Source organism: Mesorhizobium sp. WSM4806, assembly GCF_055811635.1.
This window is the reverse complement of sequence record NZ_JBVVQZ010000012.1, coordinates 73,893-96,032: the sequence shown is the minus strand read 5'-3', so window position 1 is coordinate 96,032 and position 22,140 is coordinate 73,893. Positions and strand designations below refer to the sequence as shown.

Genomic DNA, 22,140 nt, shown 5'->3' with positions numbered 1-22,140 from the left:
ATGGATGGCTGCGAGCCAGCTTCAGTCATTACACCGATTCAGGCGATGTCTCAGCAGGCGCGGACGTCCGGTCTGCCGCCGCTGAAGCAGGCGTTGGGATTTTTCCATCAATGCCTTGCAGCGCTTCAACGAGTGACTCCCGCCCGCAGGGCCGAGGCGAGCGAGCTCGCCGATTATGCGGCGGCCTGCGGAGCCAAGACGCTCATGCCGGTGGCTGTCAACGATGGCTCCTGGCCCGTCAATGGCGAGCGCCGGGGCGATCTCCGCTTTGCCTTGAAGGCGCTCAAGCCGATTCTCCAGTCGCGCGGCCTGATCGGTCTCATCGAGCCGCTGGGCTTCCAGACCTGCTCGCTTCGATCGAAGAACGAAGCGGCTAAGGCCATTGCCGCCATTGATGGCCAGTCCGTCTTCCGCCTCGTGCACGACACGTTTCATGACACGCTCGCCGGGGAGACGTTCTTCTCCTGCGACCTGACCGGTCTCGTGCACATTTCAAGAGTGAACGATCCAATCCACTGGATTTACCCGGATCGCGTCCTGGTCGGTTCCGACAATGGCAGCCAGATCCGGGCGCTGCTTGATGGCGGCTATGGGGGCCCCTTCTCATTCGCACCGTTTGTCGACGAAAGCCACCCGCTGGACGACCTCGCAGGCGCTCTTTCCGCGACTATCATCTCGTTCGACACGCCTGTTGACACGAGTGCCGGTGTGAGACGCGGTAGTCAATCAGGGCTTGCGACCCTTTTTGGCGTCCCGCGGAGAACTCATTCTCGACGCCTCCTGTAACAATATCTCTCGCATCCAGACGCTTGCCGCATCACTGTTGTGAAGGGCGGGCCATTGGAGGGCCTCGGTAAATGCGGGAAGCGGCAGCGGAAGTTCGATGATCCGCAGCGGGAAAGTCTTTTTGAAATGCTCAACCAGCCGGAAGGGCATGGTCGATATACGAGCTGTGCCTGAGACCATCGGCGGGATCATGCTGAAGGCCTGCACGATAACCTCGACACGTCTCTTCAGGCCATGCTCAAGAAAAAAACGCTCCTCGACGGAGGGCTTCTGCCCGAACTTGGCCGCAACGTGCCTCATCGACATGTATCTCTCGAATGTAAGCTGCTGCGGCAGCTGCTTGTTCGTGGGGCAGCCTACGCACACGAGCGTGTCGTCGAACAGCGCCGCTCTTGGATGCGCGCTCGACATGAACAATTCTGGACAAATCAGAAAATCGACGTCACCGCGCCGGAGAAGCTCATCGGGGTCGTCGTCGAGCGGCAGCAATTCGAAGCTGACGGCGGGTGCTTCGCGTGCAACACGCTCCACGACCTTTTCAAAAAACACGAGTGTGGCGAAATCGGAAAGGGTGATCCTGAAACGGCGATCGGACTGAGCCGGATTAAACGGATCCCAAGAAATAATCGAGCTCTGGATTTTCAAGAGTGCGCCGCGAACAGCGGGGGCGAGTGTTTCCGCACGTGGGGTTAGAACACGTTCGCGGCCGCTCATCGTAAACAGTTCATCGTTGAAATAATCGCGCAGCCGGGCGACGGCCGCGCTCATGGCCGGCTGACTTAGGTTGATGCTGCTTGCCGCCGCCGTGAGGTTGCGCTGGGTCAGCAGTGCGTCGAGCACGACGAGAAGGTTCAGATCAAGGCCTTTGAAGCGCATCGCTTTCACTTATCCATAGCGTGAATGCTCGCGATCTAAACAATCGATTTTACCAAACTTCCAGGGCGCTGCATAGATGACCGGACCTGACATGCACCCGATCACGCCACGGCTTCTGTAGCGTGTGCTGGGAAATGACTTGCAAGTAGCCGACCATGTCGAGCTCTCCGCTTTCTTCCGAAAGGCCTATGGGCCGACAGGGGCTTTCAGGCGGTCGTAGCTGGGCCGGTGCAAGGCCGGAGGTTCGCGCAATCGGCTCTATGTGCACGGCGTAGCGGCTCACTTGGACCTGCTGCGCCGTTCACTACGGTTGGCGAGGTTGATTTCTTGGTAGGCGAACTCGGATTGTACAGGGTGCATCCGGATCTTGAGAGACTCGGAATGAGCCATTCTATCCACGTCATGCGTCCGGTGCAGCAGCAGATTGGCATTCCATTCGCTTTTGGCACGGTTCGGCACACGCTGCGGAATCATCTTGAGAGGTTCTGCAGAGACGTCCTGGCGACCATAGTGCCGGGCCATCGCGTCGCCACACATGATCGCGACCGCCACTGCGCTCCAGGTTTGCGATCAGGCACTGGGATTTCGTCCGCTCGGTTGCAGCCAGTCGGCCCTCGATACCACGCCGCGATCCGCGTAAAATTCGATCCTTTTCACCGAAACTGGCGTGCTCGCCGTGCCCAGAAACGGCCGGTAGCAACCGCAACAGATGGGCTGGAGTCTGATGCTTGATCAAATAACAGTCGGAGCGAAGGGACGCGGCTCGCGCCCAGCAGAGACAAACGACCGAGACCTAAGCCTTGACTTCGCCAAAGGTATATTAATTACTTTAGTGATAATTGGGCACCTATTACAATATATAATTTATCGAGGCACTGACGATTTTTGGATGTCTCCGTATTATAAGACGATATACATGTTTCATATGCCTCTCTTTATGGCGATAAGTGGATATGTTTCTTCTGGGGCAATTTTGCGAAAAACGTTCATTCAAGGGGTCCGTAATCGAGCAGTGCAGTTACTACTGCCAATGTTTCTTTGGTGTGCGTTTATTTTCGCACTAAAGTCCGCCATGATTTATCCAACGAAGAGTTTAACTGGTGTATTGCTGGACCTATCGAAGGAGGTCATTGGAACATACTGGTTCATATGGGCGGCGTTTATTTCGTTCGTTCTAGTTAGATTTTTTGCAACTTTCAATCGACTATCGATGTGGATCATAAGCGCATCCGCAATTGGGGTCGCATTGGCGCCCATCACATTGTCAATAACCCCGTCGTTAAGATACACTTACCCATTTTATTGTTTGGGGTTCTTGTTTGCCCAGCCGATCGGATGGCAGAAAAATATCGTCTGGCGCCACAAATCGCTTTTCTTGGTCTTATTTTCGATAACAGCTTTCTTATGCTTCCTTGGGTGGGGCAAGGAGACTTACGTCTACAACAATCTTGTTTTAATTCATGATGAACAGTCAGCTAAACAAGTGTTTATGATGTTCGCTGGCTCTGCAACAGCTTCTGCAGTAGCGATGCAGCTTATGTTCCAGTGCTGGAGAATTGTCCATTCAACTAGAGTAGCTCAGTATGTCGCGGTGGAGCTTGGTCAGAGCACGCTGCTGCTGTACCTGGTCCAGGGTGCCGTGTTTCGCCTCATGGATGTGATACAGTTTGGAGAACTCTGGAATCTCACGACCAGAATCGCGTTCGCAAGTGTGGTTGGAGTGGCGATTGTCGTCACGGCGATGGCAATTCGCAAGATTGCGCGCGACCTTGGATATGTGTCGCAGATCCTTGTCGGAGCGCCGCCACGCCCAAGTCTGCTCAAATCTCAACCTGCAATAAATTAGCCACCCACAATGGTCGCGATGACAAGCAACCACGTTACGGACAGATGAGGCATGCGTTTCAAAGGCCTTGATCTGAACCTTCTCGTTGTGCTCGACGCACTGCTGACCGAGCGCAACCTCACGGCGGCGGCAAGCAGCATCAACCTAAGTCAGCCGGCCATGAGCGCGGCCGTCGGCCGGCTGCGCGATTATTTCAACGATGAACTGTTTACGATGAGCGGCCGCGAACGTGTTCTAACCTCGCGTGCGGAAACACTCGCCCCCGCTGTTCGCGGCGCACTCTTGCACATACAGTGCTCGATTATTTCTTGGGATCCGTTTAAACCGGCTCAATCCGATCGCCGCTTCCGGATCATGATTTCCGATTTCGCCACACTCGTGTTTTTTGAAAAGGTCGTGGAGCGTGTTGCACGCGAAGCACCCGCCGTCAGCTTCGAATTGCTGCCGCTCGACGACGATCTCGATGAGCTTCTCCGGCGCGGTGACGTCGATTTTCTGATTCTTCCGGAATTGTTCATGTCGAGCGCGCATCCAAGAGCGGTGCTGTTCGACGAGACATTCGTGTGCGTAGGCTGCCCCACGAACAAGCAGCTGCCACAGCAGCTTACATTCGAGAGGTACGTGTCGATGAAGCACATTGCGTTCAGGGTCGGCCGTGCGCAGATGCCATCCATCGAGGAACGGTTTTTGCTTGAACATGGTCTCAAGAGACGTGTCGAGATTATCGTGCAGGCCTTTAGCATGATCCCGCCGATGGTCTCAGGCACAGATCGTATAGCGACCATGCCCTTCCGGCTGGTTCAGCATTTCAAAAAGACTTTCCCTCTGCGGATCGTCGAACTTCCCCTGCCACTACCCACGTTCACTGAGGCCGTCCAATGGCCCACCCTTCACAACAGTGATCCGGCAAGCACCTGGATGCGGCAGATAATGTTGCAGGAGGCATTCCGCATGTGAAGCCGCGGGCGCTCCTGGCGAACGGCACGCAAAAAATTGGGTCTGACTCCAATTCGATGATTTTTGCATGACAGTGTGGTGCTGATTTTCCGACGCTGGTAGCCGGCAACACCAAAAACATGAAGTGGAAGAAGTACTTTTACCGCAGGCTTTGCGAGTCTGAAGGTCTACCCCTATGCACCGCGCCCAATTGCCGGGAATGCAATCAAGTCAAAAGCTGCTTCGCCCCGGAGGCATGGAAAGCCGCCTCACACGGATCAAGCACGGGTTCGCCCTTGTATTAATAGCCGTACGAGGCGAGCGGTCGACGGCGAGGCGGTCCGCTTCGGTCCGGCACTCTTAGGTTCTCTCGTCGGCACCATCATTCGCCGCCGCTGGTCGAAATCGACCGGACAACAACGTGCGATCGCGCAGAGACGACGGCTGCAACCGCCAAAAAATCGTGAGCAGGATCGCACCGCGCGGCTGATGCGATTGCATCTTTCCCCGTGCTGCACTGGCCTGTGTCAGGCGGTCTAGGGTTCGCGCTTCGGTCCGAGCAAACACTGTCAGGGCAGCGAGGAACGAGGCAACGGCGCTGTAGGCAAAGGCACTGGCAACGCCGGCATCGTCCACCAGCAGTCCGCCGAAAATCGCGCCGGCGGCGATGGCCACTTGGAACGTTGCGGCCATCAGCCCACCGGCGTTTTCGGCCTGCTCGGGAGGGGCGCGCAGCACCATGCATTCTGCAGTCCCACCGGCACCGCGCCGAAGGCAAAGGCCCATACGGTACCGCAATCGCCGAGGCCCAGGCCGATGCTCCCAACATCAGCAGCGAGACAGCGGCCATCGCTATGAGCAGGGGGCGGCAGGGCCAAAGGCGAGCAACACGAGCGAGATCGTCTCGATATTGAACGCGGGAACATTCTCGAGGAAGGCGCGGATACAGATGAAGCCGGCGAAGTGCCCGGAAGCGACCAGCAGGACGACCAAAATCGCGACTTTGATTATCGGATTCTTGGCCACATCCAGCAGACTGCGGAAGCTGGCTGCTCCAATCGGAGGCAGCCTCGGAGAAGTCATGAGTTGCACTACCAGTGTAACGCGCCGAAGACTGCAGCGATCATGGAGGCGCTTCGCCACCCCCCCAGACGTCGCCGACATAGGCGCCGATTGAACCGCACAAACGGTAGCGACGGTACGCCGGTGCGGATGATCGACATGGCGCGCCGCAGGAGGTGACCTGGAACGAGCCGCATCGCCAACGCTGCCGACATCGACCAGAAGCCTCCGAGCGCTATTCCGAGCACGACGCGGGCGGTCAGAAGAACCGGCAGCGACCCCGCGACGGCACCAATCGTGCGCTGGCAATTGTGCTCTTCGGCATAGGGTTCCTGCAACCGATCTCGCACGTATGGGTCCTGCAAGGAGCATGCTCGAGGATGTGGACCTCTACTCCGACTTGCTGACACTGACGGAGGGTGTCGGGTCAACGTGGTCGGCCACATGCCCGACGCCATGGCGGAGTGGTTCGGTGCTGAGCAAAGTCGCGGACGGCAAGGCGGACGCTTCCAGGGATTAACGATTAACGCGGCAGGCGCAGGCAATGCGGGATTCCGTTGGCAGAAGGAGCTCAAACAGCTAATTCGCTCAAGCTTGTCACCACCGCAGCAGACGAATGGCGTGCCGGTCGGCAGGGCGGTGCAGGCCCTGGTGTTCGAACCCTCCATTCACATCGCTAAGCAAAAGCATTCGCGTGCTTGCCAGCTCAACAGCACAGTCTCGGCGCTTTATCGGCCATGACGATCAGATTCGTTCGTCAGATCAGGGCACTTTCAAAAGCCGTAACCGCACGCACCCGCAGTATCCGGCTCCCTCAGCGATGCTGCCGGCCATTGCAGCGCTAGAGCGCGGTAACTCAAGTTCGTTACAGCCCGCCGCTCAGCCCTCGAATTGACTTGCACCTGTCTTGGTCAACAGCAACCCATCGCACCAAACGTGGTCTACGCATCCCCACTCACAGGCGGCAGCCGCATCCGGAAAAAAACCACGTCCATTGAGATTTGCACTCGTGTTGCAGAGCAGCGAAATGCCCGTGAGTTTCTCATATTCTATCAGAAGTTCTGCAATTGGGTGTTCAGAAGTTCTCGAAACTGTCTGAAGGCGCGCAGTCCCGTCGAGATGGACGACCGCCGGGATTTTTTCTTTCCACTCCGAACGGGTTCGGTGATCGAACAGCATGTAAGGATCCGGCGTGCCGGGATCGAACATCTCAGGTGCACGATCCTCCAAGCATATTGGCGCTACCGGTCGGAAATGCTCTCGAACTTTGATTTTGTTGAGATGGTCCTTCATTTCCGGCGAAGTTGCGGCCGCCAGGATGCTTCTGCCTCCCAAAGCACGTGGACCAAGCTCTGCGCGACCTGCAAGGAACACCACAGGCTTGTTGTCGGCGAGCACGCCGGCAAGTTCTTTCAGGCTGCAAGCAGCAGATTGCCAACCAGGCGGAACCTTGCCATGGCTCACATTTGGCCCGCTGTAGACTGACCAGTCGAGATGCACGAAACCTTTGTCGGCGAACAGCGCACAGCAAGCGGCACCGATCGCCGATCCGCTGTCGTTTGGAAACGGAGGCACCCAGACTGCGTCGAACAAACCGCTCGCCCGAAGGGCGCTGTTCCATTTGATGTTCAGCCCGCATCCGCCGGCGATGCACAGGTTTCGGGTTTTGGGGACTGAGTACCCACGCAGCGCCCTTGTCATTCCCCGGACGAGAAGACGCTCCACGAAGGCATGGAACGAAGCAAGTATGTCCTCGGGCGTTTCGGGGATTAGCCGCGACGCGCTTGCATCGAAGAAGTCGTGCACAGCCGTGAGTAACGCGTCTTCGCTGTGGCTGTTGTTCCCGTAGCCAAAAGCAAGGTCCGTATCCCAGGCAAAATGGTCGTCGTAAAGCTCCTCAAACACATTCACGATGTGTTCATGGACCACTCCGAGCGCAATATAGGCCATCAACTTGCCGGCGATACCGAGATTCCAGCCAGTCCGCAGTTCTCGCCTGTAAGGACCGAAATGTTGGCCCACGGCCGCATAGGCATGGCCTATCATCGGAAACAGGCACCCAACAAATCGGACTCCACTTGGCTCGACGTAGTAAAGCCGCGGAAAGATGCAGCCGTCCCATACCAGACAAAATGCCGGTTCCTCAGCTTTGGCGAATGAGCTGGTGCAGTATGCGGAAGCCACGTGCCCAACAACATGCGGGTAGCTTTCATAAGAACATACCCCACTGTCGAGCATGAGACCGGAACCTTGATAGGCTGTCAGGGGATCTTCGGCGTCCCGCTCCACATATGGCGCGCCGTTGAGAGTGATAGGGGAGCCGTTACTCAGAACCTGGAATTCTGACTGGATTTCACCGTCCCATCCGTCAATAACGAACCGGTCGATATCGCGCGGAGCAAGCCCGTTTTCCGTCAAAACGGCGACGACCGTCTCAAGCCGCTCGATATGTTGGTATCGTAGGTTATTGTCGAGCTTCTCCATCTCGATGCAAAAGAGTAATCTGCCGTCTTCCACGACAGCAATTCCCCCGTCGTGAGTCAGCTTGATACCGCAAATGCGCATAGCAGATCCTTGTCGAGGTGACCGTAGAGCAACCGCAGAAAACGGCTGGAAAACATAGCCGTGGGTTTTGTCGCGCTATGCAGGATCATGAGGAACCGGTAAATTAGATTGTTTGGATGTGAGGCATCCGCGCGGTGAATGATCAGGTCTGCCGCGTGATCTAGAACAAAATGGCTGACACGCAAAAATCACCAGAATTGCGAGGCATCGCTGTGCGGCACTGTAGAAGGCCTCGCCACCGCAAGCGCTAGGCAAGGATGTGCACGGTCACACATCACCCGCGCCACGGGAGGTGCCGCGCTCCCTCGGCACCGAGCGCGCGTGCTGAGCACGAAGGTTGTCGCGCTAGAAGAGAGCCTTCCCTGATCAAGCTACTCTTTAGGTCATCGACAAGATTTTCGATGGCGAGGGCAGCGCCCAAAGGGCCTATTCGGCTTTTTGAATCGCGCCGTCATGTTGGAGGAACAACCTCCGACAACCGATGGATCCCGCCTGCAGATCGGCAGCGGAACAGAGCGGGTAAGCGCGTGTGAGGCTAGCGCGGGGTCGGTCAAAAGGGCATTGTCTCGGCTCACAGATGCAGTGTCGGCTCGGCAAAGAAGACGACCCTGGGCCCTATTGACGGATGATCGCCTTGGGGGGCGGAGAGATGACCGGCTTGCACAGATTTGAGAGGGCGGTCGTTGTTCAGGTTGGCCGCCACAGTTCTGAGCGTATCGTATTCGATGTCAACCAGGCGGCCGCTATCCTGATCCGTGCCCTTCATCATCGGACCGAGAAACGGAGGGTAGCGATGGACGCTTGTCTGCAGGTATTGCGTGGTGAGGCCCATCCACCTGCTGCTCGAAGGGCTTTTGTGGCAGCCGCGCTTGAAGCAAAGATCCTGCGCAGCGATTGAATGCTGTCATCAAGGCTTTGATGCTTCGAGTGGAAGTCGTCTGGCCTGCACACTCTTCCGGAGAAATGTAGGCGTTGGCGGCCTCGGAAAGCCTACCTCCCTCGCCGATAAGACGTTCTGCCAATCGAACACGTTGACGAGGACGTGATTGGCGTCGTGATCAGCACGCCGCGCATTGTTCCCGATCAGATTATGGAGAACATCTCGGCTAGTCATCGAAAGGGTCGGTGCGTACATTTTTCCCTCGGCAATATGAAGTTGCGCGGCTTACGATCCAACACCTGATCCGAGGCGGTCCAGGACGCCGGCGAGCTGGCCCTTCGCGGCAGCGGAAAGCGGCTTGATTGGCCGTGGGGGCTCGGCGGAACAGATTTCGAGGAGCTCGGCGATTGCGTAGACGACGCGAAGGCTCGAGAACGTCTTAAAAAGCTCCCAAACCGGGGCCAGGGTGGCGTCGATCCGGTGTGCTTCTGCGTGGTCGCCGTGCTGAGCGGCTCGGACCATCCTCAGGCAGGGATCGGGCAAGATGCCACCGAGGACGCTGTACCATGTATCGGCGCCGGCGATCAGGGCCTCGGTGGCATTCCAGTCGCCGCTGTAGCCGATCGAGAATCCTTTCGGCACAATTTTTTTCTGGTGCGCAAGTTGGCCTTTGATAGCATCGCCCCTGTCGACTGAGTTTTTGATAGCGAGGATCTCAGGCAGCTGTCCCAGACGCTCGATGAGCGCTGGCGTGAAGCGAAAATGCGTGTTTGCAGGATTGTCGTAGATCACGATCGGCAGGCCGCTTTCGCGCGCCACTGTCGAAAAATGCTCGAAAACTTCGTCGTCAGTGAGCGGGGTGTAGGAAACAGCCGCGAGCAACCCCGCGGCTGCGCCAAGGGCCTTCGCATCACTTGCATAGTGTATCGCTTCATCGGTGCGCAAAGCGCCCACGCCCACCACGAGCGGGACTCGTCCACGCGTTTCGTCCAGCGCCTCGCAAATCGCCCGGCGGCGTGCCGCGCGCGACAGATACATGTAGGTGCCGGTGCTACCGAGCAGGCCGATGGAATCCACCTTTGCTGCGCAAAGCCGCGCTATCAGCTTTCGAAGCGCCAGGACATCGACGCCGCCGTCACTGTCGCTTGGCGTTATTGGGAAGGCCGAAAGGCCGCTCAGGAAAGCCATGCTGAAGCTCCCGTTGTTAGATTGGGTGAAGCGTTGGGCATCAGACCCCGTCCAGCGCCTGCTCTAGATCCGCGATCAAATCGGCGGCGTCTTCGAGCCCTACCGACAGACGCATGAGGTCGTCGCCGACTCCGTCAGGCAAATGCGCGTCCTTGCGGATTGACTTGCGCGAGCGGGTCAGGCTTGCCGGATGATAGATGAGACTGTCAGCGTCGCCGAGGCTGACCGCCCTGATGATCAGCTTGAGCCGGTCCATCATACGGCGCGCGCCCTCGAACCCCGTTTGGAGGCCGAGAGCCAACATACCCGAGCCTTGCGACATCTGTCTGCGCGCGATCTCATGGTCGGGATGAGAGCCGAGAAATGGATAGCTAACCCAAGCCACAGCCGGGTGCGCCTCAAGCGCCTGAGCGACCGCAAGCCCAGAGACACTGTGACGCTCCATACGCAACGTGAGTGTCTTCAACCCGCGCAAAATCAGGAACGCCGACATGGGCGAGAGCGCTGCCCCGGTGAGATAGCGCAGGCCAGTTTCGCGCAGCAGGTGCAGTGTTTTCGCATCGCCCAGTATCACACCGCCCAGAGCATCGCCATGGCCATTGATGTACTTGGTCAGCGAATGGATCACGATGTCGGCTCCGAGTTCCAGCGGACGCTGGAGGGCGGGCGAGGCGAAGGTGCTGTCGACGGCGACCTTCACGCCGCGAGAATGGGCGTGTTCGGCAATGGCAGCGATGTCGAGGATACGGCTCAGCGGGTTGATTGGCGTCTCGAAGAACACGAGCCGGGTCCTGTCAGTGATGGCGCCATTGAGATTGCTCGGATTCGACAGGTCGACGGCAACGACCTTGATGCCAAACTGCGGCAGCCCCTGCTCGACCATGGCGAGCGTATTTGAATAGAGTGTCTTGTGGACAATGAGTTCGTCACCTTGCGAAAGCAGCGAAAGGATCAGCGTGCCGAAGGCGGCGATCCCCGAGGCGAGTACCAGCCCAGCTTCGGCTCCTTCGAGATTGGCGAGCCGCTTTTCGAGGATCTCGGTGGTCGGGTTGTATTCGCGTGCGTAGAGCCTTCCGCCAAGCGCTGCGACGGCTTCGTTTGCTGCAACGCTTTCAAATCCATACGTCGATGTAAGAAACACCGGCGTCTGAACAGAATTGGAAAAGCCGGCCGGATCGTAGCCATGATGGATGGCCCGGGTGGCGAATGCGAGACCGACGTCGTTCCGGGACGGCGTTGATGTTGCCTCGGCTTCAAGCTGATCTTCGGCGCTGGTCATCGGCTTTAACCCTCTTGATTTCGGGGACAATGCCGTCACACTAACTCAGATGGAACGTCCAGTTGGCGATGAAAGAAATGGTCCAGCCTTCTCCTGAAGCGTCGGCAGCTCGCTCGCAAGGTCTCGGCGCGCGCCAGATCTGCGAAGCTCTTCGCGAGCAGATCCTGGGTGGGATCTATGAAACGGGCAGCCAGCTGCCGTCGTCACGCGGCCTCGCAAATGAACTCGGTGTGTCGCGAACCACCGTCACCGTGGCTTATGATCAGCTGGTCGCCGAAGGTTTCATCGAGGTCATTCAAGGCGCAAGACCTCGCGTTGCATCTTCGCTAGTCCGGTGTAAAGAGACCAGCGCGGTGCCGAAACGGACTGGCCCGATCCACCTTTCCTGTTACGGCGAGCGACTGCGCGCCAGTCCGCCACGGCGCGATTACCTCCCCAACCGCCTCAAGGTCGATTTTCGTTATGGCGACCTCGCCCCATCTGATTTCCCGGCGCTGACGTGGAAGCGTGCGATGAACGCGGCGATGTCACAAAGCCCCGGAAGGCTGGCCTATCACGATCCACGCGGCTCGCATCGCTTGCGCCAGGCGCTGCAGGGATATTTGTGGCGTGCCCGAGCGCTTAGCTGCCAGGTCGAGCAGATCCTCGTCGTCAGCGGATCACAGCAGTGCCTCGATATGTGCGCGCGCCTGCTGCTCGATCCTTCTGACAGCTTCGTGATCGAGGATCCCTGCTATAGAATGGCGCGCCAAGTCTTTGCCAGCACAGGAGCCACGCCCGTCGCTGTCGCCGTCGATAGCGAGGGCATGAAGACCGAGTTGCTGCAGGAGATCCCAGCGCGGCTGGCCTATGTCACCCCGTCGCACCAGTTCCCGCTCGGCGCCGTCTTGTCGATTTCGCGGCGGTATCAGCTCCTCGAATGGGCTCGGCGCAATGACGCCTATATTATCGAGGACGATTACGATGGCGAGTACCGGTACGACATTCGACCGGTGCCCCCGCTGCACAAGCTGGAAGACCGCAGTTCCGTAATCTATGTTGGCACGATCTCCAAGACACTGTCGCCGATGCTGCGCATCGGCTACCTGGTGGTTCCGGCCGAGTTGCAAGACGTCTTTGCGATGGCCAAGCAGCTTCTCGACAGGCATTCTCCGGTCGCGGAACAGGAGGCCCTGGCCTCACTCATCGAGAGCGGTGGTTATGAAAGCCATGTCCGCCGCGTCCGCCGTCTTAACGGCGAGCGGCGAGAGGCACTGCTTGCCGTCCTTCGACGCGCGTTCGCAGACAGCATTGCCATCGAGGGGGCCGATGCAGGGCTGCATGTCGTCGTCTGGTTCAAGGATCTTTCTCGGTCGCTGGAGGACGTCCTGGTTGAAGAGGCGCGGCGGGTCGGGGTTGGCATCCATCCGATTTCATTGCTGTACATCCGAGATGAAGGCCGTGCTGACCGGATTGGACTGGTGATGGGCTATTCCGCCCTGACAATTCGGCAGATCGAGAATGGCGTTCGGCTCCTTACTGGCGCTGTCCAACGGGTAAAAAGCTTTGCCAAGGATTCGGCAAGATGCTCAATACCCGCCCTGACAGCGAACGGGCCTGGCTCGTGACCCCGGAGTCACGCCGGCAGTGATCGCAGACCAGCAAGACTTGCCAGGACTGGCTCTGTCGGCCAGTCCGGGTCCGGGCAGTACTCTGACCCTGGGACCTGGGGAAAGGAATTCTTGAGGAGACTCTAAAATCCAGTGGAAGCAGAGGCGCCATCGCGGCCGGCTTAAAGGAGGAAGCGTTGTTGGATTTTCCGCTGATCGACGAAGAAATAGCAGAGATCGCACCTGACTTTCGCGCAATCAGCATTCTTGTTGATGCAGAGGACAGTGCGCGAGGCGTCATGGCTCGGGACGTGTTGGGAGAGGCTTGCGATTTCGCCCGAGCGGGGGGACCCGCCTGGGGAGAAGCGCACTTGGCCAATTGGGCGGAGGCATACGTCCGGTTCGGCGCGAAACCAAACCGGACGCCGTGCTCGGCGCAGGCATTGAAAAAACGGGTGGAGAAGGATGGCCGCATCCCACCAATAAATCCTGTCGTTGACCTCTACAATGCAGTGAGCCTGCGTTTCTCAATACCCATTGGCGGCGAAAATTTCGATGCATATGTCGGCAAACCGCGGCTGACGATTGCCGTAGGAACGGAGTCCTTCCACACTGTTTTGAATGGGGAAGCGGTCGTCGAAAGCGCTTCCAAGGGGGAGGTCATCTGGCGCGACGATCTGGGAGCTACATGTCGCCGCTGGAATTGGCGGCAGAGCACGCGCACCCGGTTGGAGACGGTGGGCGGCCGCATGTGGTTTATTTTGGAAAGCTTGGCAGCGATGCCGGAAGAGGCGCTCGAGCAGGCGGCTAACATGCTCGTGAGCGGTCTGAGAGAGCTGGCACCAGGGTGTAAGGTCTACAAGCAGGAAATCACCACCGCTAAAGCCTCGGTCGCTAGTCTCGACAGGCGGGTCGGTTGAGGAACGTGCCCGCCCCGATGATAATCGGTTCACTCCAAGCAGTCTGCGTTCCTTTGCGAGCTGGGTCTCCTGGGGCTGCGAAGGTCGATAGGAGGTAACCCCTCTGGCCATTTCGTACAGGCCAGCGGAAGGTGCACCGCATTCATAATTCGAATCGACCCAGTGTAGCCACGGTCCAAAGATGCGCACCTCTTCGGGTTGCTGCTTTGATCAATCTCGACGTCAGACGCTCCGGGGCGAGCTTCAGTCCTGGCACTCCGAGCCTTCATACATCTCGTCGCGAAAGCCGGATTAATTCGGATCGAAGCGGTTGCGAGACATCTGCCATGCTTGGGGAGACTCGCTCTCCGCCGAGGGGGATGCGGATCACGATCCATTTCCGCCTGCCTCATCGACGTGTGTGACGACCACGGCAGTTGTGCCCGATCTGCCGTTGGCCGCGTAACACGTGCCGTGCGGCAGTGCTCGATCGCCGACATGACCTTGAGCTGCCGAGGCTGAGCTGGCCTGCATACGCGACCTGATAGGCAGGCCGGGCAGCACGGAGCGATCTCGATCGAGTCGCCGCACGCTCACCCGTCGGGCGAGCTCTCCGCCTCCTTGAAAAGGCTAAGTTCTCGAGCTGACTGGCCTGCAGCATATCTGCGGGTCGAGCCCCAGCAGGACCCGGGTAACTCCGACTTCGGCGCCGGCCTCCAGGCTTGGCGAAGCTGTGACGCAGCGTGTGCCGGCCGGGCCCCTTTACGGGGTTGGCGCTTTTGCAGTCTCGGCCACAATCCGATGGATCTGCAACGTCGGGTAATCGCGTGCTGCCCCGGGAACGGCCAGCCACCGCAGCGACGCCCTGCTGCCGCCCGACCTACATGCGTAGCGCAGTCGGCTAAGCCGGCCGGCCGACAGCATGGCATCACGGCACCGGGCGCCGTGCCCCGCTCGATCGGCAGCAGCATGCGCTCTTTGTGACCGTGGGCCATAATGCACTGGCCGCTCCTCCTCCCTTGAACGAGCCGCACGAGATGCGCCATCTCCGGGTAGGTGTCTTCAACAGCACCCCATCAGGGCCGCCAGAAAGGCTGCCCCTGATTCTATCTTTATCGCCGGCAACTCGATCGGTAGCGGTACGCTGGCGACGGCGGAGCCACGGACGGTTGGGCGAAGCCAAGAGATGTCGGAGGCGCAGAAGCCGGAGGGCCTCATTGTTGGACCGCCAAATTGTTAGCCCGATGATCCCCCGCCATGCCACTTCACCAACTGGACGGCTTCAATTGCAACGAACTGGCTGTTTCCAGAGGGCCAGATTGCAAGTATCTGACCTGCAATGCACACAAGGAGTTCCCCCGATGTACACCCCTCCAGCCTTCCGAGATGATGATATCGATTTCCTGCGAGCGAGCGTCCGCGCAGCGCCGCTGGCGAACTTCGTCACTGCCACGGCCCAATGACTTTTCGCCTCGTCACTGCCCCTCTTGCTTGATGAAAGCGAGGGCGAGCACGGCGTGATCTACGGCCAGCTCGCGAAGGCCAATCCGCAGTGCCGTGTTCCGCCGCTGAGCGATGGCTTGGCCACCTTCATGGGGCCGGATGCTTACGTGACCCGGCGTGGTATGCGGCCAAACGGGAAACCAGGAAGGTTGTGCCGACCTGGAAGGGACGCGCTATGATCGCGCTGGGCATCGGCCTCGCTACGAAGAAGCAGCCTGCCACATCAGTTTGGCTCCGGATCGGTTCAGCATCTTTCCGGGTTGGCGCCTACTCTGCGGAAGCAGCTGGATAGCCTCGATCGATCTTCGGTCATTTCGCCTAGCAGATCAATGTTCTCAAGAGGCGCGGTAGTATCCGCTGCGTGAAAGTCGGCTCACAATGAAGCACAATCGTGTGAATAAAGAGCGGGTCAGTTCGATTGATTCTCCTCCCTATGCCGATGATTTCGGCCTCGTAAATCAACAAACGGCAGAAGCCAGCCAGCCGAGAATGGCGGCCGCCTTCATGGAGGAAAGCCTCTCCGTGCGCCAGGCGCCACTTCGGTTTGCACTCGACCACATGGCGACGCCCGGGCTTGACGTCAGGACGTTCTTCGCGCTCGCCCGCGATCTCGGTCTGACCGACGTGCAAATCCGGAATAATCCCTGCAGTAAGGCTGTTGTGCGCGGCAAGCCGCCGGCGGAGGTTCGGTCTGCCGCTGCCGAAGCGGGCGTCACGATCATCTCAGTCAACGCCCTACAGCGGTTCAACGAATGGACTCCCGCCCGCAAGGCCGAGGCCAGCAAGCTCGCCGATTATGCGGCCGCCTGTGGCGCCCAGGCGCTCATGCTAGTGCCGGTGAACGACGGCTCGTGGTCCGCCAATGGCGAGCGCAATGGCAATCTCCGCGTCGCCTTGAAGGCGCTCAAGCCGATACTTCAGTCACGGGGTCTGGTTGGGCTCATCGAACCGCTTGGCTTCCAGACCTCCTCGCTTCGGTCGAAGACCGAAGCGGCTAACGCTATTGCCTGGGTTGATGGCCAGTCCGTCTTCCGGCTTGTGCACGATACATTCCACCACACACTCGCTGGCGAGACGTCCTTCTTCTGCGATCTGACCGGTCTCGTGCACATTTCAGGCATAAACGATCCAACCTTGTGGGTTCACCCGGATCGCCTCCTGGGAGGCTCCGACAATTGCAGCCAGATCCGGGCGCTACTTGATGGCGGCTATACAGGTCCCTTTTCTCTTGAGCTCGTCGAGGAAGTCCACGCGTTGAATGACTCTGCAGGCGCATTTGCCGCCAGCATCGATCTCATCCGACACGGGCTACTGGCGCGAGTGCCGGTCTAAGGCGCGTAGGCAAATTGAGCGGAGAAGTCATTCGAGATGGCTCCTGTGTCCCGCTCATGCAGATGCTTGCCGGATCACCATTGTCAAGACTGGCCATTGGACCGCCTTGGGCGGCCGCGGTAGTTCGATGGGCCCGCAAGGCGAAGGTTGGATCTGATGCGGAGGGCGGCGGACTCTCGGAATTTCGGACGAAGAGCAACTGATGGCGGACAAAGGGGGCGAGTGCGCGAAGCCAACCACAGGTGGTCCTGAGGTGATCTTTTTCTAGGACCGCGGTCGCGCAGCAGCTGCTTCACCTCGGCGGCCTCTCCGGGGTCACCGACGACCGCTTCCTCCGACCAGAACTGCCGATACCAGACCCGTAGCTATGAGCTCTCGATAGCGCGTCGGACAAGAATTCTGGCGCTCCGATCTGCGATTCAGCGTTATTAAAACCCCAGCTTCCTCTTCAGTTCCGCGTTCTCCTTGCGCAGGCGTTCCGCGAGCAGGCTCTTCAGTCGTTTGTTTTCTTCCTCAAGCGCGACGAGGTCCTTCAGATCGTCACCAACCGATGCGGGCAACGCAGCTTTCTTCCATTGATAGTAGGTCTGTTCCGAAATGCCGGCCTGCTTTACGGCGCTCTTGAGGGTGGCGCCGCCACTGATAGACTTCTGTATCAGGGCGAGCATCTGGGCGCGCTCCTTTTCAGAGTAGATCTTACGTCCGGTCCGCACGGTCGCTGCTGGTGCTTCCTCCGCCTGAGACGCCGCATTGGGCGCTTTCCGAGCAGGCGGCCTAGGCTCAGCCTTCGCTTTCGGCGACCGTTTGGCTTTCTTCTTTTGAGGCCCCTCTACCTTGGCTGCCGGTTGCGTTGCAGTTATTTCTGGTTCTGCGTCCAGGGGATTTGCCATGAGATACTCCGCTCGCGGTTTGTGCAAGTGTTCAGCATCAAGCGCTACAACACTTGAGTCAACAGGGCGACCATTTGGCAACTCCATCTCCTCGAGTTCCCTTGTTGTCTCGGCCATTGCTGCGGTAAGATCGACATCGCTCCAGATCGAACGACTCCGTTTTTGAGAACTGCGCTTCTGTCTAATCTCCACCGTGAATGCTCGGGGCTGCCGCCTCATAGGTCGTTCCTTGTGAACACGAATTATGCAGGAAGTCGCGGCAGACGACGGATGAAGGTCTGGCCGCTTCTTCTGTAGCCGAGCTATATGCATCCGACCGCCCGAGCAAGCCCCGCTGGCGACGCACACCCCGGAACAGACCGGTTCCTATGAGCACCTAAGAGCAAGTATGCAATGCCATCTCGGGACCGAGGAGATGGTGGATTCCTGCAGCATGCAAAAGCTATCTCCCGTGTTTTCGATGGTAGCGCGACGGCTGGCATCCGAACTGAAAGGAGCTGCTCAAGAGCTGCGATCCAATCTGCGCTGGCAATGCAGGACGGCATACCTCCGAAGGCCGGTGCTACCGACGCTAGCCTGCTGATTAAAAACATGAACCGACATCGGTTGGCGCCGAAGAACGGACAGCTGCGCAGAATTGGCGAGCGGGGAGAGGCGAGGGCACGAGCCGAGTCGAACTCGCATCGAGCGTCGTCCGGCAGCGGCAGAGCATGACAGGCTTCTTCGACAAGAACGGAGCCTGACCGAAGCTACTCGTCGCCGCAGTCGTTGCTGGGGCGACCCTTCTTTCACGAGTACCGCGGCGGCGGCCGCCTGGTCGGAACGTCGTCCCGGTACTGACCGAGTGAATTTTGCGGAGCCACGCAGCGGCGTCGTGCGCAATCGGGAAAGCCAATATAGGCTTGCCCTGGGCAGCACGTTTTCGTGGCCCGCGGAGTGCATAAATTCCCCGAGCCTTCACCGGGCCGCTATACCTCTTGGGAGCGAGTTTGCCACGCTCACGATATGTCCGGAAAAGTTGTTTCCCCTTTCACGCCGAGCTTCAAGCCGCTTCACTTGTGTTCGCCTCCTCCTGAAGGCCTGCCAACCCGCTTTTCGGTTCGATCGATGGCGCGTTCTCAAGGCCGATCATGGCCGTGATGTCGACGGTGAGGTTTGGGAATGCTGAAGGACGCACGCCTGGTTGCCTCTCCGGCAGCCAGGCGATCACGGGGGACTTCGCTGAGCCATCAGCAAGCATTGCTGCAAAACGGCGCCAAAACTGCCCCCGACCGGCCTCGGCGTCGCCCGACCATTAGTGAGCGGTCCGACTCTGGGCAACGCACCGCTCCTGTTCGGAACACCGCATGAAGCGAAAGAGCCATTTTGGTGGGCCCGTTATGCTTCGTCCAGCAAACGATCGGCGGACGCGAGCAGCTTGTGAGGGATGCAGCCGAATGCAGCGCTGCTCCCACAACTGGCGAAGCTCCTTTGTAAGAGCTTCACGCTTAGCTTCATCTAACGTGATTGAATTGAGGAGATCCCCCAGCACGGCTTCGGCCTCGATCTGAATGAGCAGAGCGTACACTTCATTTGAAATGCGCACACTGTCCCGAGTGGAGTGGACTGCGCGGGCATTTATGAAAGGAATGTCGGCCATGGCGATAGATCACATCATTTCAGATGTTTTCCGGCAGATAGATGTCAAACGGGAGAAATGTCTGCCCCGGCGTCTCCGCGGTGCCGGTCCTGATGGCGCGATCCATCAGCAACATCAGCTCCTGGCAAAGTCGGCGCAGTGGCGTCGCCACCGCCATCGTGATGATGTCGTCCGCGAGGGCCTCCCGCGACTCCGGCGTGATTTCATTCACGATCGCGACGAGATCCTGGCCTTTGCCCTCTTCCCGGAGCGCGGAGATAGCCCCCTCCATGCCACCGCCGGCCATGTAGAAGCCGACGAGCTCAGGTTCCCGCTGCATAAGATCCAGCAGCGCCTCGTAGGTGATCTGTCGCTTCTCAAGATTGACGAGCGTATCCAGCACCTCGAATGCTGGCTCGTTCTCACGGAAATAGGAACGAAACCCGCTTTCCCGCAGCTCATGACCCTGGAAACGGTGGCTGCCGACAAACACGGCCACCTTGCCAGACCGTTTAGCGACCTTGGAGAACATCCAAGCTGCCGTCCGACCGACGCTGCGGTTGTTGAGACCTATGTAGCCCTCGCGCACGCCGGCGGCGAAGTCAGAAAGTAGCGAAAAGACCGGGATGCCTTTCGCCTTGAGCTCCTCGACTGCTGCCGTGATCTTCGGGTGATCTGGCGCCACCATGGCGATCGCGTGGCATCGGCTACCAAGATCCTTAAGCAGTGCCGTCAGATCCCCAGGCAAATGTGACGGCGCGAATTCGATGAGCGGAATGCCGTGGAAGCAGTGGGCCGAACTGACCGACGCCTCGACCTCGCGCGCGAACTCCTGGTAGAAATGCTGGGCCGGTTTCCTCAAGATGAAGCCCAGCCGGTAGCGGGGCAGGTCCTTTCCCATGCGCTGTTTGATAAGTCCCGCAGCATGATAGCCGATCGCGTGGGCCGCGTGGTGGACGCGACGCGCGGTCTCCTCCCGCACCGGAAGGCGAGCGTTCAGCACCCGATCGACCGTTGCCACGCTCACCCCCGCTTCGCGGGCGAGATCGGCAATTGTAGGGCGCTTTGCCGTCGCTCCGATTTTGATGGGCTGGCGCTCCGTCATCCGGTGCGTGCCGGCGACGGATTGGGGCGGCAAAGTGGTTTCGGCATCCTCCCCGATCGACGGCCTATACATTGATCAGCGCTCCAGGCGCACCCGGGCGCGTCTCGGTCCGCGGTCCGTTTCCATAGGGCGTGCATGTTTCTTGTCCTCACCGCATTTGATGCTTCTGATCTGTGGCCCGCGAACCGCTGTTTAGACCCGGCGAGCCGATTGTTTGGTGGCTGATGAGCCGGCGACTTGGCTGGTCGCGCTGCAGCAATCTTGCTGGGGCGCGTGGTCGGTTTAATCTCTCGGCAAGCTCCCGTAGAAGGCAGCTTTCATGCGCGTTTCGTCCAGTTCGCCTTCCCAGCGGGCGACAACCAGCGAGGCCACCGCATTGCCGATTACGTTCGTCAGCGCTCGGCATTCGGACATGAAGCGGTCCACGCCAAGGATGAGGGCCATCCCAGCAACGGGAACGCTTGGTATTACGGAGAGCGTAGCAGCCAAGGTGATAAAGCCGGCCCCTGTTATACCTGCGGCACCTTTCGAGGAAAGCATCGCGACAAGCAATAGGAATATCTGATCGGGAATCGACAAGTGCGTGTTCGTTGCCTGGGCGATGAAGAGGGCGGCGAGCGTCATGTAGATATTGGTGCCGTCCAGATTAAAGGAATATCCAGTCGGGATAACGAGACCCACGACGGAACGCTTCGCGCCGGCGTTCTCCATCTTCGCGATGAGCGAAGGCAGTGCGGCCTCCGAGGAGGACGTTGCCAGGACCAGCAGCAGCTCTTCCTTGATGTAGCGCACGAGAGAAAAGATCGAGAAGCCGTTGTATCGGCAGACCGCGCCTAGAATCCCGAATACGAAGAGGAAGGCGGTGAAATAGAACGTCGCGACCAGCATAGCGAGGTTGGCCACCGAACCGATCCCATATTTGCCGATGGTAAAGGCCATGGCGCCGAAAGCGCCGACGGGCGCGGCCCTCATCAGAATGCCGACCAGCTTGAACACCGGCGCGAGGAGCGCCTGAAGCAAAGAAAGCACAGGCTTGCCCGTGTCGCCGACCATCGCCAGAGCGATGCCGAACAGCACCGAGAAGAACAGGACCTGCATGATGTCGCCTTCGGCGAAGGCACTAACGATCGTCGAGGGAATGATGTTCATCAGGAAGCCGGTCACCGACTGCTCGTGGACCTTGGCGGCATAGCCCTTCACGGCCTGGGCATCGAGCGACGCCGGATCGATATTCAGGCCGGCACCCGGCTGAACGACATTTGCGACAATGAGACCGACAATCAATGCGAGGCTCGAGAAGGTGAGAAAATAGATCATTGCTTTGCCGGCGACGCGGCCGACCTTCTTGAGGTCATTCATACCGGCAATGCCGGTCGTCACGGTTAGAAAGATCACCGGCGCGATGATCATCTTGACGAGCTTGATGAAGGCATCGCCGAGCGGCTTCAGGCTCTCGCCGACGTCCGGGTAGAAATACCCAACTGCGACACCGAGTGCGATGGCGGTAAGCACCTGAATGTAGGGCTGGGCGCAGAAGGCCTTGCGGGGCGCAGGACCCGCGCTTCGGATTGGTGAAACCAACAGCTTTTCTCTCCCTGACCGGGTCGCGGTGGGGTCTCCTCCCTCCCGCGCTTCTCCCATCGCGGCGCTCCGGTCACGCGCTGCTGGCATGTCGACAGCAAGTGTCGTGCCAAGTGAAGGCCCGCGCCCAATAAGGTATTCCTCCGCTCGGTGAGGCAGCCTCAGTAAGGGCGGGTTGTGCGAGCTTCCGCACTGTTGCCGTCAT

General features: G+C 59.0%; 18 protein-coding genes and 3 pseudogenes. 11 read left to right on the top strand and 10 right to left on the bottom strand.

The window, feature by feature from the left end; all coding sequences use genetic code 11:
* Complete coding sequence (locus AC0L2M_RS19190) at window positions 1-786, top strand: TIM barrel protein (protein WP_473535673.1); 786 nt, start codon at window positions 1-3, stop codon at window positions 784-786.
* Here the strand turns inward: AC0L2M_RS19190 and AC0L2M_RS19185 are convergent.
* On the bottom strand, window positions 727-1,662 hold the full coding sequence (locus AC0L2M_RS19185) for a LysR family transcriptional regulator (protein ID WP_095780354.1): 936 nt from the start codon (window positions 1,660-1,662) through the stop codon (window positions 727-729). The two genes, AC0L2M_RS19190 and AC0L2M_RS19185, sit on opposite strands and share 60 nt — an antisense overlap.
* Window positions 1,663-1,786: 124 nt before the next feature.
* Between AC0L2M_RS19185 and AC0L2M_RS19180 the strand changes: the two are divergent.
* The 4 genes and pseudogenes from AC0L2M_RS19180 to AC0L2M_RS19165 form a co-directional block, all read left to right on the top strand.
* A pseudogene (locus tag AC0L2M_RS19180) lies at window positions 1,787-2,394 on the top strand (NodA family N-acyltransferase).
* Window positions 2,387-3,508, top strand: coding sequence for a nodulation factor fucose acetyltransferase NolL (gene nolL / locus AC0L2M_RS19175; RefSeq protein ID WP_473535603.1), 1,122 nt, complete (start codon window positions 2,387-2,389; stop codon window positions 3,506-3,508). The pseudogene AC0L2M_RS19180 and the gene nolL overlap by 8 nt, the downstream one beginning before the upstream one ends.
* 51 nt (window positions 3,509-3,559) lie before the next feature.
* Window positions 3,560-4,465: a LysR family transcriptional regulator gene (locus AC0L2M_RS19170; RefSeq protein WP_473535602.1), complete on the top strand. Its 906-nt coding sequence runs from the start codon at window positions 3,560-3,562 to the stop codon at window positions 4,463-4,465.
* Between the two features lie 86 nt (window positions 4,466-4,551).
* A pseudogene (locus AC0L2M_RS19165) lies at window positions 4,552-4,808 on the top strand (nitrogen fixation protein NifQ); the annotation flags it as partial.
* Here AC0L2M_RS19165 and AC0L2M_RS19160 read toward each other — a convergent pair.
* Window positions 4,805-5,185, bottom strand: coding sequence for a hypothetical protein (locus AC0L2M_RS19160; protein ID WP_473535601.1), 381 nt, complete (start codon window positions 5,183-5,185; stop codon window positions 4,805-4,807). The pseudogene AC0L2M_RS19165 and the gene AC0L2M_RS19160 overlap by 4 nt on opposite strands.
* Before the next feature lie 111 nt (window positions 5,186-5,296).
* Complete coding sequence (locus AC0L2M_RS19155) at window positions 5,297-5,470, bottom strand: hypothetical protein (RefSeq protein WP_473535600.1); 174 nt, start codon at window positions 5,468-5,470, stop codon at window positions 5,297-5,299.
* A 480-nt stretch (window positions 5,471-5,950) separates the two neighbouring features.
* On the opposite strand from AC0L2M_RS19155, the gene AC0L2M_RS19150 reads away from it, so the two are divergent.
* Window positions 5,951-6,247, top strand: a complete 297-nt coding sequence (locus AC0L2M_RS19150; protein WP_473535599.1) for a hypothetical protein — start codon at window positions 5,951-5,953, stop codon at window positions 6,245-6,247.
* Window positions 6,248-6,385: 138 nt separating this feature from the next.
* On the opposite strand, the gene nodU is transcribed toward AC0L2M_RS19150, so the two are convergent.
* A complete protein-coding gene (gene nodU, locus AC0L2M_RS19145) occupies window positions 6,386-8,071 on the bottom strand; it encodes a nodulation protein NodU (protein ID WP_473535598.1) in 1,686 nt (561 codons plus the stop codon).
* A gap of 625 nt (window positions 8,072-8,696) precedes the next feature.
* Here nodU and AC0L2M_RS19140 point away from each other — a divergent pair.
* A complete protein-coding gene (locus AC0L2M_RS19140; RefSeq protein ID WP_348626648.1) occupies window positions 8,697-8,969 on the top strand; it encodes a DUF982 domain-containing protein in 273 nt (90 codons plus the stop codon).
* A 267-nt stretch (window positions 8,970-9,236) separates the two neighbouring features.
* Here the strand turns inward: AC0L2M_RS19140 and AC0L2M_RS19135 are convergent, their stop codons facing one another.
* Window positions 9,237-10,139, bottom strand: coding sequence for a dihydrodipicolinate synthase family protein (locus AC0L2M_RS19135; protein WP_473535597.1), 903 nt, complete (start codon window positions 10,137-10,139; stop codon window positions 9,237-9,239).
* Window positions 10,140-10,179: 40 nt separating this feature from the next.
* The gene (locus AC0L2M_RS19130; RefSeq protein ID WP_473496081.1) at window positions 10,180-11,418 is read right to left on the bottom strand and encodes a trans-sulfuration enzyme family protein; all 1,239 of its coding nucleotides are present in this window, start codon (window positions 11,416-11,418) and stop codon (window positions 10,180-10,182) included.
* Window positions 11,419-11,486: 68 nt separating this feature from the next.
* Here AC0L2M_RS19130 and pdxR point away from each other — a divergent pair, with 68 nt between their 5' ends.
* The 4 genes and pseudogenes from pdxR to AC0L2M_RS19110 all read left to right on the top strand — a co-directional run bounded on the left by pdxR (window position 11,487) and on the right by AC0L2M_RS19110 (window position 16,741).
* Window positions 11,487-13,025 (top strand): MocR-like pyridoxine biosynthesis transcription factor PdxR, encoded by a 1,539-nt coding sequence (gene pdxR / locus AC0L2M_RS19125; RefSeq protein ID WP_473535672.1) that lies wholly within the window; start codon window positions 11,487-11,489, stop codon window positions 13,023-13,025.
* A 179-nt stretch (window positions 13,026-13,204) separates the two neighbouring features.
* Window positions 13,205-13,927, top strand: a complete 723-nt coding sequence (locus tag AC0L2M_RS19120; RefSeq protein ID WP_176478102.1) for a B3/B4 domain-containing protein — start codon at window positions 13,205-13,207, stop codon at window positions 13,925-13,927.
* Between the two features lie 1,340 nt (window positions 13,928-15,267).
* Window positions 15,268-15,599: pseudogene (locus tag AC0L2M_RS19115) on the top strand (FMN-binding negative transcriptional regulator); the annotation flags it as partial.
* A 299-nt stretch (window positions 15,600-15,898) separates the two neighbouring features.
* Window positions 15,899-16,741 (top strand): TIM barrel protein, encoded by an 843-nt coding sequence (locus tag AC0L2M_RS19110; RefSeq protein ID WP_065011503.1) that lies wholly within the window; start codon window positions 15,899-15,901, stop codon window positions 16,739-16,741.
* A 428-nt stretch (window positions 16,742-17,169) separates the two neighbouring features.
* On the opposite strand, the gene AC0L2M_RS19105 is transcribed toward AC0L2M_RS19110, so the two are convergent.
* The 4 genes from AC0L2M_RS19105 to AC0L2M_RS19090 all read right to left on the bottom strand — a co-directional run bounded on the left by AC0L2M_RS19105 (window position 17,170) and on the right by AC0L2M_RS19090 (window position 21,995).
* On the bottom strand, window positions 17,170-17,631 hold the full coding sequence (locus AC0L2M_RS19105; RefSeq protein WP_473511966.1) for a transposase: 462 nt from the start codon (window positions 17,629-17,631) through the stop codon (window positions 17,170-17,172).
* Between the two features lie 1,042 nt (window positions 17,632-18,673).
* Window positions 18,674-18,841, bottom strand: a complete 168-nt coding sequence (locus tag AC0L2M_RS19100) for a hypothetical protein (protein ID WP_156768530.1) — start codon at window positions 18,839-18,841, stop codon at window positions 18,674-18,676.
* Between the two features lie 448 nt (window positions 18,842-19,289).
* Entirely contained in the window at window positions 19,290-20,354 is a 1,065-nt protein-coding gene (locus AC0L2M_RS19095) for a LacI family DNA-binding transcriptional regulator (RefSeq protein WP_065011499.1), read from the bottom strand.
* Between the two features lie 282 nt (window positions 20,355-20,636).
* Window positions 20,637-21,995: a dicarboxylate/amino acid:cation symporter gene (locus AC0L2M_RS19090; RefSeq protein WP_095780352.1), complete on the bottom strand. Its 1,359-nt coding sequence runs from the start codon at window positions 21,993-21,995 to the stop codon at window positions 20,637-20,639.
* Window positions 21,996-22,140 lie beyond the last annotated feature (145 nt).

Bases quoted from the DNA above. Each gene is read 5' to 3' on its own strand.
- AC0L2M_RS19160 (WP_473535601.1), bottom strand. From the start codon at position 5,185: ATGGTGCTGCGCGCCCCTCCCGAGCAGGCCGAAAACGCCGGTGGGCTG.
- AC0L2M_RS19110 (WP_065011503.1), top strand. From the start codon at position 15,899: ATGGCGGCCGCCTTCATGGAGGAAAGCCTCTCCGTGCGCCAGGCGCCA.
- AC0L2M_RS19095 (WP_065011499.1), bottom strand. From the start codon at position 20,354: ATGACGGAGCGCCAGCCCATCAAAATCGGAGCGACGGCAAAGCGCCCT.
- AC0L2M_RS19090 (WP_095780352.1), bottom strand. From the start codon at position 21,995: ATGGGAGAAGCGCGGGAGGGAGGAGACCCCACCGCGACCCGGTCAGGG.
- pdxR (WP_473535672.1), top strand. From the start codon at position 11,487: ATGAAAGAAATGGTCCAGCCTTCTCCTGAAGCGTCGGCAGCTCGCTCG.
- nolL (WP_473535603.1), top strand. From the start codon at position 2,387: ATGCTTGATCAAATAACAGTCGGAGCGAAGGGACGCGGCTCGCGCCCA.
- AC0L2M_RS19170 (WP_473535602.1), top strand. From the start codon at position 3,560: ATGCGTTTCAAAGGCCTTGATCTGAACCTTCTCGTTGTGCTCGACGCA.
- AC0L2M_RS19185 (WP_095780354.1), bottom strand. From the start codon at position 1,662: ATGCGCTTCAAAGGCCTTGATCTGAACCTTCTCGTCGTGCTCGACGCA.
- AC0L2M_RS19135 (WP_473535597.1), bottom strand. From the start codon at position 10,139: ATGGCTTTCCTGAGCGGCCTTTCGGCCTTCCCAATAACGCCAAGCGAC.
- AC0L2M_RS19130 (WP_473496081.1), bottom strand. From the start codon at position 11,418: ATGACCAGCGCCGAAGATCAGCTTGAAGCCGAGGCAACATCAACGCCG.
- AC0L2M_RS19190 (WP_473535673.1), top strand. From the start codon at position 1: ATGGATGGCTGCGAGCCAGCTTCAGTCATTACACCGATTCAGGCGATG.
- nodU (WP_473535598.1), bottom strand. From the start codon at position 8,071: ATGCGCATTTGCGGTATCAAGCTGACTCACGACGGGGGAATTGCTGTC.
- AC0L2M_RS19140 (WP_348626648.1), top strand. From the start codon at position 8,697: ATGATCGCCTTGGGGGGCGGAGAGATGACCGGCTTGCACAGATTTGAG.
- AC0L2M_RS19150 (WP_473535599.1), top strand. From the start codon at position 5,951: ATGCCCGACGCCATGGCGGAGTGGTTCGGTGCTGAGCAAAGTCGCGGA.
- AC0L2M_RS19105 (WP_473511966.1), bottom strand. From the start codon at position 17,631: ATGGCAAATCCCCTGGACGCAGAACCAGAAATAACTGCAACGCAACCG.